Annotated in this window: 16 protein-coding genes; 5 read left to right on the top strand and 11 right to left on the bottom strand. The window is 53.4% G+C overall.

Annotated features, from left to right (window positions below; translation table 11 throughout):
• Nucleotides 1-2: 2 nt before the first annotated feature.
• Complete coding sequence (locus tag L9H78_RS03455) at nucleotides 3-1,634, top strand: dolichyl-phosphate-mannose--protein mannosyltransferase (RefSeq protein WP_249620727.1); 1,632 nt, start codon at nucleotides 3-5, stop codon at nucleotides 1,632-1,634.
• Here the strand turns inward: L9H78_RS03455 and L9H78_RS03450 are convergent.
• Nucleotides 1,601-2,311: a zf-HC2 domain-containing protein gene (locus L9H78_RS03450; protein WP_242722394.1), complete on the bottom strand. Its 711-nt coding sequence runs from the start codon at nucleotides 2,309-2,311 to the stop codon at nucleotides 1,601-1,603. The two genes, L9H78_RS03455 and L9H78_RS03450, sit on opposite strands and share 34 nt — an antisense overlap.
• A complete protein-coding gene (locus L9H78_RS03445) occupies nucleotides 2,298-2,708 on the bottom strand; it encodes a DoxX family protein (RefSeq protein WP_021352796.1) in 411 nt (136 codons plus the stop codon). The genes L9H78_RS03450 and L9H78_RS03445 overlap by 14 nt, the downstream gene beginning before the upstream one ends.
• A gap of 137 nt (nucleotides 2,709-2,845) precedes the next feature.
• On the opposite strand from L9H78_RS03445, the gene L9H78_RS03440 reads away from it, so the two are divergent.
• The gene (locus tag L9H78_RS03440; RefSeq protein ID WP_249620498.1) at nucleotides 2,846-3,517 is read left to right on the top strand and encodes a DNA-3-methyladenine glycosylase I; all 672 of its coding nucleotides are present in this window, start codon (nucleotides 2,846-2,848) and stop codon (nucleotides 3,515-3,517) included.
• 3 nt (nucleotides 3,518-3,520) lie between these two features.
• On the opposite strand, the gene sepX is transcribed toward L9H78_RS03440, so the two are convergent.
• The 4 genes from sepX to L9H78_RS03420 form a co-directional block, all read right to left on the bottom strand.
• Nucleotides 3,521-5,038, bottom strand: a complete 1,518-nt coding sequence (gene sepX, locus L9H78_RS03435; RefSeq protein WP_249620496.1) for a divisome protein SepX/GlpR — start codon at nucleotides 5,036-5,038, stop codon at nucleotides 3,521-3,523.
• A 105-nt stretch (nucleotides 5,039-5,143) separates the two neighbouring features.
• Entirely contained in the window at nucleotides 5,144-5,836 is a 693-nt protein-coding gene (locus L9H78_RS03430; RefSeq protein ID WP_249618486.1) for a GNAT family N-acetyltransferase, read from the bottom strand.
• 67 nt (nucleotides 5,837-5,903) lie between these two features.
• On the bottom strand, nucleotides 5,904-7,208 hold the full coding sequence (gene glp / locus L9H78_RS03425; RefSeq protein ID WP_249618485.1) for a molybdotransferase-like divisome protein Glp: 1,305 nt from the start codon (nucleotides 7,206-7,208) through the stop codon (nucleotides 5,904-5,906).
• A 37-nt stretch (nucleotides 7,209-7,245) separates the two neighbouring features.
• Nucleotides 7,246-8,217, bottom strand: coding sequence for a UTP--glucose-1-phosphate uridylyltransferase (locus L9H78_RS03420; protein WP_249618484.1), 972 nt, complete (start codon nucleotides 8,215-8,217; stop codon nucleotides 7,246-7,248).
• Between the two features lie 76 nt (nucleotides 8,218-8,293).
• Here L9H78_RS03420 and L9H78_RS03415 point away from each other — a divergent pair, with 76 nt between their 5' ends.
• The 3 genes from L9H78_RS03415 to mscL are packed head-to-tail and all read left to right on the top strand — an operon-like array spanning nucleotide 8,294 to nucleotide 10,353.
• A complete protein-coding gene (locus tag L9H78_RS03415; protein WP_023019766.1) occupies nucleotides 8,294-8,956 on the top strand; it encodes a 5-formyltetrahydrofolate cyclo-ligase in 663 nt (220 codons plus the stop codon).
• A gap of 52 nt (nucleotides 8,957-9,008) precedes the next feature.
• Complete coding sequence (locus L9H78_RS03410; RefSeq protein WP_249620495.1) at nucleotides 9,009-9,866, top strand: SAF domain-containing protein; 858 nt, start codon at nucleotides 9,009-9,011, stop codon at nucleotides 9,864-9,866.
• A gap of 37 nt (nucleotides 9,867-9,903) precedes the next feature.
• Nucleotides 9,904-10,353, top strand: coding sequence for a large conductance mechanosensitive channel protein MscL (gene mscL, locus L9H78_RS03405; RefSeq protein ID WP_249620493.1), 450 nt, complete (start codon nucleotides 9,904-9,906; stop codon nucleotides 10,351-10,353).
• Here the strand turns inward: mscL and L9H78_RS03400 are convergent.
• The 5 genes from L9H78_RS03400 to L9H78_RS03380 all read right to left on the bottom strand — a co-directional run bounded on the left by L9H78_RS03400 (nucleotide 10,347) and on the right by L9H78_RS03380 (nucleotide 13,421).
• Complete coding sequence (locus tag L9H78_RS03400; RefSeq protein ID WP_023019769.1) at nucleotides 10,347-10,586, bottom strand: hypothetical protein; 240 nt, start codon at nucleotides 10,584-10,586, stop codon at nucleotides 10,347-10,349. The genes mscL and L9H78_RS03400 overlap by 7 nt on opposite strands.
• A gap of 82 nt (nucleotides 10,587-10,668) precedes the next feature.
• Complete coding sequence (locus L9H78_RS03395) at nucleotides 10,669-11,262, bottom strand: MogA/MoaB family molybdenum cofactor biosynthesis protein (protein ID WP_021352145.1); 594 nt, start codon at nucleotides 11,260-11,262, stop codon at nucleotides 10,669-10,671.
• Nucleotides 11,263-11,315: 53 nt separating this feature from the next.
• Nucleotides 11,316-12,689: a S1C family serine protease gene (locus L9H78_RS03390; RefSeq protein WP_249618481.1), complete on the bottom strand. Its 1,374-nt coding sequence runs from the start codon at nucleotides 12,687-12,689 to the stop codon at nucleotides 11,316-11,318.
• A 275-nt stretch (nucleotides 12,690-12,964) separates the two neighbouring features.
• Entirely contained in the window at nucleotides 12,965-13,138 is a 174-nt protein-coding gene (gene rpmF, locus L9H78_RS03385; protein ID WP_018121217.1) for a 50S ribosomal protein L32, read from the bottom strand.
• Nucleotides 13,139-13,157: 19 nt separating this feature from the next.
• Nucleotides 13,158-13,421, bottom strand: coding sequence for a type B 50S ribosomal protein L31 (locus tag L9H78_RS03380; protein ID WP_023019772.1), 264 nt, complete (start codon nucleotides 13,419-13,421; stop codon nucleotides 13,158-13,160).
• Between the last annotated feature and the right edge of the window lie 38 nt (nucleotides 13,422-13,459).

Genomic DNA, 13,459 nt, shown 5'->3' with positions numbered 1-13,459 from the left:
TGATGGCCGTTGCTGAAAAATCGAGTGCTCCCCTGGCACGTACACGCCGGGCACACGCCCGCAGCGTGCGCCCGTACTCTACGCCCCAGCTAATAAGAATCCCGTTCGACCGCCGCGACGGTTGGTCATTCCTTCTCATTGGCGTATTAGCCGCAATCACACGCTTTCTCGGGCTGCCACATCCAGTATCTTCCGGCACGCCGATCTTCGATGAAAAGCACTACGTGCCGCAGGCATGGGACATTGTGCGTAGCTGGGAGCACCTACTTATCGGCGGAATCGAATCCAACCCAGGTTATGGGCTCGTCGTCCATCCTCCACTGGCGAAACAGATAATTGCGCTTTCTGAGTTTGTCTTCGGGTACTCCCCAATGGGCTGGCGCACGATGGCAGCGGCCTTCGGAACGGCAGTCGTAATCATGACCATGCTCCTGGCACGAGAGCTCACCCAAACTTGGAGTATCGGCGCACTAGCTGGAATATTAGCCACTTTCGATGGCGTTCTTCTGGTCAGTTCAAAGTTCGGCATGCTGGATATTTTCCAAGTTTTTTTCATTATTACTGCCGCCTGGATGCTCGCTCGTGATCATAGGGACATGCGACGGCGAATGCACCAGGCTTGGAAAACGCTTGCCGACGAATCAACCACCGGTGCTTGGCGGTCAGTATTTGCCCCACGCTTCGGCGTGCGCTGGTGGCGTTTTGGAGCTGGCCTCATGCTCGGAGGCGCACTAGCAATTAAATGGTCCGGACTTTATTACATCGCCTTTTTCGGCCTGTTTTGTGTATTCGGCGACCTGCTTATCCGAAAGCGTTATGGCATCAGCCGACCATATTCGGCAATCTGGCTGCGTGATATTCCCGCAGCACTCGCCTCATTAGTGTTAGTGCCTATTCTGGTCTATCTCTGGACCTGGCGGGCATGGTTTTCTAGCGAAACCGCGGTTTACCGACATGCAGCTGTCGATGGCACCATCGACGACGATTCGCCGTTACAGGCGCTACCAGATTCAATCGCCAGTTGGTTCTACTACCACCGATCGGTGTTAGATTTTCATGCGTCATTGACGACATCTGGTGGTCACGAACACCCCTGGGATTCCAAACCTTGGTCCTGGTTAGCTGGGGTACGCCCGATTCTGTATTACTCCAACACCGAATTAGATTGCCCGCTTGGCGGCGCCAAAGGTGGCTGCCGGGAAATGCTGTTTTTGTTTGGCACCCCGGCAATCTGGTGGTTAATTGTGCCGGGCCTAGCGTGGGCGTTGTGGGCCTTAATCATTCATCGAGACCACGCTTTCGCCTGGCCGTTGGTTGGCTTTGCCGCTGGTTTTGTGCCATGGCTTGCGGCTTACGACCGGCAAATGTATTTCTTTTACGCCGCCGCGTTTATCCCATTTGTTCTTGTCATATATGCGATTATTCTCGGACGTCTCATGCACCAGGGCAGATTCGTGCGCTGGCGTCTGCTTGTCCGACTCACTGGTCACGAGCTACGGCTGGGCAGCATCGTCGTTATCGTATACCTCGCCACAGTCGTCGGGATGTTTGTCTATTTCTCACCAATTTTGTACGGCTTACCAGTCTCAAACAGCTGGTATCACTCAATGATGTGGTTACCCAGCTGGACATAACGATGCTGCACGTAGCGGTAGCGTATCCACAGCCAGGCCGTAGCAAGTGCGCTCACAAGCAGCATGGCGATCAACAAAATTTGTTCACTGGTAGCTACCCCGAGAACCAGATCTCGAACAATAAAACCACTAAAGAACATTCCCATCGCACCAACGACCGGCATTAAGCCGGATGCCCAATAAGGGCGCCAAGCAGCAGCAAGCAAACCAAGCGAGACCCCAGCACGCAAAGCTGCGCCTTCCATCAGTGCGGTCGCCAACTGCGGATCCGCGCTCGGATCGAGAACTGCCTCGCCCTGGACGTCTAAGGTTTGCGGGATCAATCCCCCGGAAGCAATCACTTGCACAACGGCCCAAATGCCAAAACCAACGCCGCACACAAGTAGCGTAAGCCGGGCAAGAATCGTATTCAGCTCAGCCCTGCGTGCTGAACGACGCCAGGCTGGTTCCACACCAGCCAAAATATCTTCAGTCAATTGCCGCGGCGGGGTTAATTCATCACCGCTGTGCTCATTGGCGTGATGCATACTCCTCGTCAGCGCAAGCGCGCGATTTTGGAAAGTCTGGCATTGTTCACACCCGGAAACATGTGCGTCAAGGATTTCGTCAGCAATGCCGGCAGGCTCGCCATCGATGCGCGCGGACAATGCAGTTTGGATTTCATCATGACTCGGCACGACTCAACACCCCATCCACGCTGGCTCGTCCGGCACCGAAAACAACTATCACAAGTAATAGAGTAAGAAACATCAAGAAGGATTCATAACTCGGTTGCTCGCCCAAAAAATCAAGACCGCCCAGAAAATACTGCAGGGCGGCTGTTACGACAAATAGCACCCCCGCTGCAAAGGTGGTCAAAATTCCAACTACAACCGCAGCACCGAAGAAAATCTCCAGCAGCATCACAGTCCACCCCGTAATGGCTGGAGCAGGCACTGCCACAGCTGAATAGGCACCGACGGTGTCGTCCATCCCCCGGAAAAATAGCTTATCCAGGCCGCGAATGATGCAGATAACTCCAACAACGATGCGTACGAGAAACAACATGGCATCACGGATGGCGGGCTTGTGCATGCTCACTAGACTACCCTGGCTCATCACTGGGAACCGAACATGCCATTTCCCTAGTCTAAATAACCAGTAACACGCACTAGCAACCGGAATCAGCCGGAGCGCTGTGGCTTACTGTTCTGTATGAACAAGGAGACGCTATGAATGAACTAATCCCGCTGAGCAATGGCATGCTTATCGACGGTAATGGCATTACCCGGCCACCGTGGGCCTGTACTAACGACTTGCTGCGAGAATATTATGACACTGAATGGGGCCGAGAAATCTATGGTGAACAAGCCTATTTTGAACGGCTATGTCTAGAAAGTTTCCAAGCAGGTTTATCTTGGGAACTTATTTTGCGCCGCAGGGAAATCCTGCGCAAGGTCTTTGCAGATTTTGCTCCCGATCACTTAGCAGTTTTTCAGGAAACAGATGTGCAACGCGTGCTCAAACATCCTGGGATGATCCGCAACGAGCGCAAAATTCGTGCAGTCATCAACAATGCACAGGCTTGTGTCAATTTACGTACAGATGCGGATTACCCGGGTGGGCTGGAAGAACTCATTCGCTCTTGTGCTCCGCAAGACGCAAGAAACAAAACGGAGACAGATGCACGTATAACCATCTATAGCCATTTAGATGAAGTACCGACGAAATCCGAGGAATCAGCAGCACTGGCAAAACTGTTAAAAAAGAAGGGCTTTAGCTTCGTTGGCCCAACATCGATGTACGCATTACTCGAAGCCGTCGGGCTCATAAGATATGGAATTGCACCCGGGGACCCGACCGTAAACGCCACAAAAGGCCAAGCTGACGTGGACGAGTCCTAAGGCTTATACCACCCGGCGCCCACGGGTGCGGACAGTGCGGCCAGCGTTAAGTGACCCGTCGCGGGCAACACTACGCAAGGCAGGGGCACGGCTGGCTTGCTGTTGCCGGTACAACGTACGCGAAGCATAATCGCCGCGATCGTCGTTGAGCTGTTGATGATCGATAGTTCGTAACTCATCGAAATCCGGGCTCTCATCATCAATTTCCAACACCACAGCACCTGGGCGACGCAAGTTCGGATTGACGAAAGGTCTGTGCTCGTCCAGACGGTGTTCGTCATCTTCTCGGTTGCGCACTCCCATTCGCGCACGGCGCAACTGCCTTATGCGGCGGGCACGCAGCTCCTGCTCTTGTTGTACTTGTCCACGCAATGCAAGCAAGTACAACAGGGTAAGCAAACCAGTAACAGCTGGCAGTGCCCAGAACCAACCACCAGTTGGAATTGCAACGATCAGCAGGACCGCGAGTGCCCCAAGCAACAGCACCAAATTATTACGACGACGCTTCGTACGTTGTGCCTGCAACTTGCGTTCTGCCTCTGGATTCCAACCACCACGCTGTGAACGACGAGCGGCAAAAGCGAGTTCTTCTTCAGTCAGCGTTAATTCTGCTTCCCGGTCCGCACGCGCAGATGCCACCGAATATGCTCCCTCCGCATCCGATCCCCCGGAGACAACATCATCAGCCATAGCCGCACCATCAGTTTCAGCTTCGGCACCCTCAGTTGGATTCATCTCGGCTGGATTCGTTTCGGCTGACTCGGATTCGCTGGCCGCGGTTTCTGCGGATTCTTCTACTGCGCTCTTAGTAATGATCGAATCGGCATCAACAACGCCGGGATACAACAGATCCACCGGTGAAGTATAGGTCTCATCGTGGCTATACATCTCATCCGGTGACAGCTCCGAAATGATTACGCGCGGTTGAGGTTCTTCTTCATCTTCAACAGACTCAGAAGCAACGTCCGCAGCTGCACCGGATTCATTGTCAATTCTTTCGCCAACACCAAATTCTGCACCCAGTTCCTTGGCATTAGCAGAACCATGCACTTGATCAGCAACGAGTTCGCCATCAATAACATCGTCGGATGAGGAAAAGGACTCGCCCTGGTCAGCAACCAGCTCGCCGTCAATAACTTCTGCTTCGTTTGTGTTCGAATCCCCGGAGCCGTCTACGCTGTCAAAGCCTGTTTCATTGCTGGAGGTAACATTATCGCCGACATTGGTCTCGGCAGAGGAAGCGCGCTTATTCCACGGTTCATCTATGATCTCGTATTCTTCAGCGTCAACCAGTTCGTAATCAGCAGCAGGTTCAGTATCAATGCCAGAGACTGAACGTGCACCGGCCATCCGCGGTCGCATTGGGGTTTTAAGCACATCCTTGCCACCCGAAAAGACCACGCGCGTGTCATTGAAGCCTTCTCCGGAATGACGAATCGGCTTGTGCCCACGGAAGATCAACGGCGCAAGCACAACGAGCCAGACGACGATGATCAAAGCAATGATCAGGGTTGTTGACATGAGGAAATTGCCACCTTCCGAAGTAAGCAACTAGGCGCTAGTTATCGTTTTAGACTAATGGGAAGTGTGTGACTGACCCGCCAGGCACGCCGCAAAAGACTAGACTCACAACAACTTTCCACTCGCACGCAAACGTGCAGTCGCCGATGTGCTGTAATCGTCGGCAAGCAAACTAGCTTGTTGGTGATCACGCCACGAGCCCGCAATATGTAGATACCCGCGCAAAATGCCTTCCTCGCGGAACCCATTGTTCATCAACACTTGCCTACTAGCAGGATTATCCGGCAGATACGTGGCAGTTATTCGATGCACCCCAATGCGCTGGAATGCGTGGTCTATACCGAGCGCTAAAGCAGCTGTTGCCACTGAATTACCCATCATTAAAGAAGCCACCCAATACCCCACCCAGCAGCTCGCCACGGTTCCGTGTTGGATTCCGCCTAAAGTAAGTTGCCCCGCAAACTCATCATCAACCTCGATCACGAATGGCACGAGCTCCCCATGCCTAGCTTGTACATTCAGCCAACGGAGATGCTCTAACCAAGCAGTTTTCGTATGCGCAGCTTCCCACCCTCGCATCGCCGTCGGTTCAACCGGCTGTAACCACGATTGATCAACTAGCCGCTGCTCACACCAATCCGCACCGTCGCCACGACGCAGCGGACGCAGTCGAACACGAAGTCCACTCGCCGTCCGTACTTCTGCAGTAGATTCCGGCCAACCAGGATGCACAGGGTGCGGTGTGCCTCGCGCTGGCTTCTTAGTTCTGCTAGCAGCTATTCCGAAAGGATCCAGCATGAATACTCAGTTCGTCCTGCCGAAAATATCTCGCATGGCCATCCCCATGCAGCAGGGCTCGTAGTTTTTATGCACGCTGCGTCAAGAACATGACTTCGACGACGTCGCCAGGGCGTACTTCATCGACTTCTTCGGGAATACGAATCATTGCATTCGCTTGTGACAGTCCAGCCAACAAATGCGCGGGAGCGCCAGTGGCTCCTCCCAAACCTTCCACCAAATAGTCACTGGTTTGTGCATCACGCATTAACCGAGCCCTAATATATCCCCGCCTGCCAGGACGCGAGGTCAAATGATTTATCGATCGTGCCCGCACCAAGCGTCGGTGCGCTGCACCCTTGCCCAATGACAAGCGGATGAGCGGCCGAACAAAAACTTCAAAAATTACCAAGGAGGAAACCGGGTTCGCTGGCAATAGGAAGACCGGTACCCGTTGTTCACCGATCAAACCGAATCCCTGTACAGACCCTGGGTGCATAGCAACCCGGCTGGTATCAATGTCCCCGAGATCTTCGAGTACTTCGCGCATCACCTGGGAGCCAGAACCACCAACAGCGCCAGAAATCACGATAATTTCGCTGCGCATGATTTGTGATTGCAGCATCTCCTTGATGCGCCGCGGCTCTCCTTCTGCGATTCCTACGCGATGCACATCGGCTCCAGCGTCTTTCGCGGCCGCGGCGAGCGAATACGAATTCACATCAAAAACCTGCCCCAACCCAGGGTCGCGATCAACGTCGACCAGCTCCCGTCCATACGAGATAACGGACACTCGTGGGCGTGGATAGGCCAGTACTTTTTCCCTCCCCACCGCGGCAAGCAAACCAATCTGGGCTGGGCCCAAGATCGCGCCAGAAGACACCGCAACATCGCCTGGCTGGATATCATCGCCAACGCGCCGCACAAAATCCCCGGAACGCACGGCCCGATACGGCGTCATACGTTTACGGCCGCGGTCTGTCCACTCCAGAGGTAATACAGCATCCGAAAGAGTTGGCAAAGGCGCACCTGTGTGCACCCGCACCACCTGTTTTGGCTGCAAACGCAGTGGCTGCCGCGAGCCAGCCGGGACCTCCCCAACCACAGGCAATGATTTTTCCACGGCAGGAGGCGTAGGCGCTAAAGGGGCGTCACCGACAGAATCCGTATCTCCACGAGGAGGACCTGCACGAAGCGCTCGTTCCCCGCCAATATCAACTGCACGGACCGCGTAACCATCAATCGCCGCTTGTGGGAAACCAGGAAGTGGCTGGCTAGCTTGCACTTCCTCGGCACACATCATGCCCAGAGCGTCGGTAATCGCTATGCGCACTGGTTCCGGGGTCATGGCCGTATCAGTAATCAGCGCAAGCTGTTCTTCGACCGAACGCATAGTTGCTCTACCTTCCTGATCTTCCTGGCTTTCGGGATTATTCCGAAATCCCCTGCTCTTGTTCGTAGTCGGCTAACAATTTCTTTAAGCTCCGATACAGAGTCGGGCCATACTTCTCATTACGCAAGCCAAAATCGACGTTCGCGGGGATAAAACCACCAGGGTTTCCCAAATCATGCCGGGTCCCTTGATGCACGACGACGTGCACCGGATGGCCTTCTCGAATCAACAGTTCAATGGCATCGGTCAACTGCAATTCGCCACCTTTACCCGGGGTGATGCGGCGCAACGCGGAGAAAATCTCCCGGTCCAGAAGATACCGGCCAGCTGCAACTAGCGTCGATGGTGCCTGCCCGGCATCTGGTTTTTCCACCATGCCTTTGACCTTGTGTACTCGTTCTGCGGATACCCCCGATATGTCCTCAGCAGCTTCAACGTCAAATACTCCGTAATTCACGGTCTCTTCCGGAGCGACTTCAAAGGCGCACAACACCGAGCCACCTAGCTGCGCTCGCACCCGTGCCATTTCTTCCATCACTCCCATTGGCAGCACGAGATCGTCGGGAAGCATAACGGCAAATGCTTCTTCCTGCTCATCCAATAATTCAGAAGCCAATCCCACCGCATGGCCTAGTCCAAGGGGTTCCTCCTGTTCTACGGCGACAGGCTGAATAAGTTCCCCGGCACGTTGGACTTTATGGGCCTGGTCGTCCTTACCCCGTGATTGCAGCGTCTCAACTAGCGCTGGGAACGCATCAAAATGCCGCATGATTTCTTGTTTATTAGGCGCGGTGATTATTGCGAGACGTTGTGCTCCACACGCTGCGGCTTCTTCTGCAATCATTTCGATACCCGGGGTATCAACTACCGGAAGGAGTTCTTTCGGCACAGTCTTCGTCGTCGGCAAAAACCGTGTGCCCAACCCTGCTGCTGGAACGACAACAGTGTTGATGATCGCTGAGTTCTTGTGCGGTGAATCCTGGATGAATCCGGAAGCATCTTGAGACATGCCCAAAACACTACCTGTTTACCGGCCCCAATTGGCTACGGCTTTCCGTAATCATTGTAGAACTATTCTAGTTATTATGAGCTCTTTTCCACTTGCCACTGCAAAAACCGAGTTACGGAGTAAACACCAACAGGCACGACAGCTCGCTGCGCACGACCGTGACACCTGGCGGAAGTCAAATGCAGCATTGGGCCAAAACGTAGCGGAATTTCTCAAGTCCTTACGATTCCCTGGGCAGCCTTTGCGAGTCGCAGGGTATGTTCCGCTTGACGACGAACCTGGAGCCGGAACTTTACTCAATGCTCTGGAATCTCACACAGATGAACTTTGGCTTCCGATCTGCCAGCCAGGTTTCCGTCTATGCTGGTCGCAATACGATGGTCCGGATTCACTCGCAGTGCGCAATCCGAGACTTCCTATCCCCGAGCCTCGTGATGAAGGTATTTCCAGCACAGAGTGTTTGCCAACACTTGACCTCATAGTTCTTCCTGCTTTAGCAATAGACCATACCGGCTACCGGCTCGGAAAAGGTGCTGGGTTCTATGACCGCGCAATCGCCGAGGCCTGGACAGCGTGTTCGAGCAATACGAGTTCTTCTGCGGTGGCGAGTGCAAAAGCAATGCCAGAACTCGTCGGTGTAGTTTTTTCTACAGAGGTATGTCCGTTTGTGCCACACGATGAGCGCGATTGTGCTGTGAACAGGATAATCACTGAAATCGGCATTACCACGATTTCTTGATCCGAAGGCTTCCAGCGGGAACCACCATAGTTCAGCGGCAGTCTAATACGGTATGCCAAGCTTTTCCCGCTTATTTCATCAACTTCGCACCCCTGGCCACCAGCGTTCCGTATTGCTACGACGGATCTTAGCGATGCTGCTGGTGTGCGCTGCGGCGATATTGGCCCTGCATTCTCGAAGCAACGATCCAAAAGTGGTGGTGTTTACCGGCGCGCTCGAAGCCGGACAAATGATCACCATTAACGATATAGAACTGCAAGAACGCCCCGAATCTTATACTCCGGAAGGCGCGTTCACCGCCACCGAAGATGTGTTGGGAACCGTCACGGTTTCTGCCACGCAACCAGGTGAGGTAGTAACAAATGCACGTTTCATTAGTTCAGAGCTCACCGCGACGTTGGTCCAAGGAAAGAGCCCAGGCGAGATCACTGGTGAAAAGTCCGGAGAGCCGGGCCTTGAATCCGTGCACATGGTCCCGATATCTTTGGCGGACCCAGAAATAATTCCGCTACTTAATCATGGCGATACAGTCAGCGTTATTACGGAAGACACATCAGGAAGCTCCCAAACGTCATTCGGGGCAGATCACCAGGATGCAGAACGCAGCATCGAGACCGGTCCCGGTCTCGATGCAGTCGACCACGCTGGAATTGAGCAGACTGGAATTGACCACGCTAGAAACGGCATTTCGCCATATTCCGGCGGGCCCGGCCAAATCGAAAGCAACACTGTCATTGCTGAAGGCGCACGCGTTATCCTAGCGCGGGAAGCCACATCTGCAGGCAACCGAGCTACAGTAATGCTGGCGCTACCCGCCTCGGCAGCACAACGCGTCGCAGTAGCTTCTCTAGCTTCTCCACTAACGGTAGTTCTCACTGGAGAACGCGCCACGGGAAGAGATGCTCACTGATAGGCCCCCTTAATCGTGTGCGCTAAAGTGTGCACTCATGTTGCAAGGTTTCAAAGAATTCATCATGCGCGGCAACGTCATTGAGTTGTCCACTGCCGTGATTATCGGCTCAGCCTTTACCGCGATTGTTACTTCAGTTTCGGACCATATTATTAACCCGCTGATCGCTTCTTTCGGTAGCGCGGATGTTTCTGGTTTGGGTTTCCATGTGAACCCGAACAACGAAGCGACTTTTTTGGACTTCGGTGCCGTCATCACCGCTGTCATCAATTTCTTCATCGTTGCATCAATTGTCTATTTCCTCATCATCATGCCAATTAACAAGCTAGAAAAGGCTCGAAAGCGGAGCCTGGGCATTGGCAGCGACGACGACAAAGATCCAGCAGCAACTACCGAAGAACTACTAGCAGAAATTCGTGATTTATTGCGGGATCACACCCCTACAAACTCGCAGGCAACAGAATCAGAGACCCGCAAAGATCAGTAGGCGCTGTGCGGCGGGCGTTGTTCCCGCCAAAAAGACTCATCAAAACCTGTACTCGCGAAAGCCTGCTCTGCTGGCTTCGCTGTGGCATTGCGCTCAGGCTCATACACAGCCCCGCCTAAACCATACCCATTTTTTAATTCACGCTCGGCGGTTCGATCATAGTTCGGGGCATCAGAAATCCGTTTGGTTCGCCGACGCCTCCCGCGGTTGTTCGATTCTAAATCATTGTGCACTGTAGTCCGCCGTTTCGTGACTCATCGTTCAACCAATAGTCGCTACAAATTCTGTTTGTCTAGCTGCGCATAGACAAAGGTCTTAAGAATCCAGCGAATGTTTTTGTAATTGATCGATCAGGTGGTGCACCAGTGGCCCCAGCGTTGCCATGCCATCGCGAATCGCGGCCCTAGATGATGCCAGATTCACCACGACTGTCGATCCAGATATCCCACAGATACCACGGGAGGTACAGGCATCCACGGCACCACAGGCTTGACCAGAAGATCGCAAAGCCTGAGCCAAGCCAGGAACCCGCATATCGACCACGCTACTGGTAGCTTCCGGTGTGCAATCTCGCGCGCCTACACCAGTACCACCGATCGAAACTACTAGATCGACGCCGCCGACCACTGCTGTTTCAATGGCTTGCCGGATTTCCGACTGATCATTACGAACCACGACGATGCCGTCAACCGTGAAATCATCTTCTGCCAACAACTCGGTAACCAAACGTCCGGTATCATCCCAGGACTCCGGGGCGCGGTCAGAAACGATGACCACCAGTGCACGTCGATAAGCAGGAAGATCCCCTTCTTTCTCGGCGGCAAGGAAAAACTCAGCGTCGGGATCGTCCAGATCCATCAACGACGGCCGGGCATTGCGGGTGGCGCGCAGATCAGTGTCTTCTGACATTCAAGCTCCAGTGCTGTTTAGAGGGGTGCTGACTAATGCTATCTAGTAACTTACTAGTTCGACAGCGTTACCTCTACCTCTTTCGGTTTATCGGCGCCTTCCGAAATTACTTCCAGTGTGACAGTCTCTCCGAATTCATGTGAACGAGTAGCTGCAATCAAGGTGTCAGAGTCATCTACCTGTCGATCATTCAGTCTGGTGACAACATCTCCCACCTGCAGCCCAGCCTGGTCAGCCGGACTGCCCGGTTCCACGCCAAGCACCAAAGCGCCATTCACCGGGTTACGCGCATCCACCTGCACACCAAGCAGTGGGTGACGCGCTTCGCCTGTCTCAATGAGCTGCCGGGCAACCCTCATTACAAAATTAGATGGAATAGCGAACCCTAGGCCAATGGAGCCGGCTTGGTCCTTCCCGGCTGAAAGCGAAGCGATCATTGAATTCATGCCGATCAAGTTGCCGTTCATGTCCACCAAGGGACCACCAGAGTTTCCCGGGTTAATCGCAGCGTCGGTTTGAATTCCGTCAATCAGCGACGACTCCCCTCCTTGCTGCGAAGCGCGCACTGGGCGGTCTACTGCTGAGACAATTCCCGAAGTCACTGTCGAACTAAGACCCAACGGCGAGCCAATAGCGACAATTTCTTGCCCCACGCGAATATCATCTGAGTCACCAAACCCGATCGTAGGTAGATCATGAGCATCGCGAATTTTAATCACAGCAATATCTGTAGCTGCATCGGAAGCAACGAAATCCGCGGCATGCCGAGTCCCATCACTCATTGTGACTTGAATCTGGCCATTCTGCCCATTCGCAACAACATGATGGTTGGTCAATACGTATCCGTCCGAGGAAATAATAGATCCGGAGCCGTCAGCAACCTGTCGTTGATCAGCGACGCGGATGGAAACCACAGTGGGAACAACTTTGTCTGCTACCTGTTCCACGGATCCTTCGGCAGCAGGCTGGGTGTTGTTCGACACCGGTTGACTCAAATTCTCAGACACCGACGTGGCTGGTTGGTTAGATGACGTCGAGTTGGACGACGTCACAACCCCCGTGATGACTCCAGTGCTGATAGAGCCAACCAACATTAAAGCCAATGCAGGCACGAGTCCAATAGTGCGCTTTGGTTTTTGCACGGGATTCGCTTCATGCGCATGTACCGGCGCAATATGCTGGTCCTGAGTTTGTGCGGTTTGTGCAGACTGTGGGGGTCGTTGCACATTCGCGCCTGGGCGGTCGAATTGCAACGTTTCCTCATTGGCACTGTGAGGTTCGGAGGCATCTCCTGAGCCCCAGAAATTATCGGTCTGCTGATGCGACTTATTCCATGAAGAATACGGAGATGAAGCTGAGTGTTGCGGGGAAGATGATTCGTTAGCGCCAGGCTCACTGTGCCGGCCGAAGGATCCGTGTTTGTTCATGGAGTTCATTATGAATACTCTGACTGTCTTATCGCTGTACGGGCTATTTTGAAACTCTGCAGGATTTATAAAAATTTGCTTCTGCCGTTTTTCCTGCTATTCAGCGTAGCAACTTTCTCCAGGGGCACTCACAGGAGTTCTACAGATAGAGAAAACCCCAGCGTCTACCCTGCGAGAGCAAGGGAAACCTGGGGTTAAGCATCAGCCACAGCTAAAAACTTGTACTGCCTGAAAGCTGCGGGCTACTTCGAAAGAATTCTGTACTGAATCTACGCTTAGAATTCTTCGACGTCTACGAGACCAAGCTGAGCGGCCTTAACCAGACGACGTGGGATACGAACGGTCTGGCCGTCAATCTTAACTTCCTGAAGGGCGACATTGTCGGCCTTCCACTGAGAACGGCGCATGCGGGTGTTCGCACGGGACTTCTTAAACTTAGGAACTGCCATTTTCTTCTACCCTCCTTTGTTAGTTTTTCTTGCGACGGCGCGCCATAGCACCGAAACGGTTTTGGAAACGCTCCACACGACCGGCGGTATCCATGACGCGCTGCGCACCAGTCCAGAACGGGTGTGACTCAGAAGTAACATCCACAACGATTAGTGGATATTCCTTACCTTCGTATTCCGTGGTGCGGTCAGAGGTTGCGGTGGACTGAGTCAAGAACTGAGTGCCGGTACCGGCATCCTGGAATACCACTGGGTGATAATCCGGGTGAATATCTTTTTTCATCTGTCGATTCCCTAAGGTTTATAACTGGGCCGGTTCTT

The sequence above is a fragment of the Corynebacterium pseudodiphtheriticum genome (assembly GCF_023509295.1).
Taxonomy (GTDB): Bacteria; Actinomycetota; Actinomycetes; order Mycobacteriales; family Mycobacteriaceae; genus Corynebacterium; species Corynebacterium pseudodiphtheriticum.
Note: the sequence above shows the minus strand (reverse complement) of the source record. Positions and strands in the feature narration are given on the sequence as shown.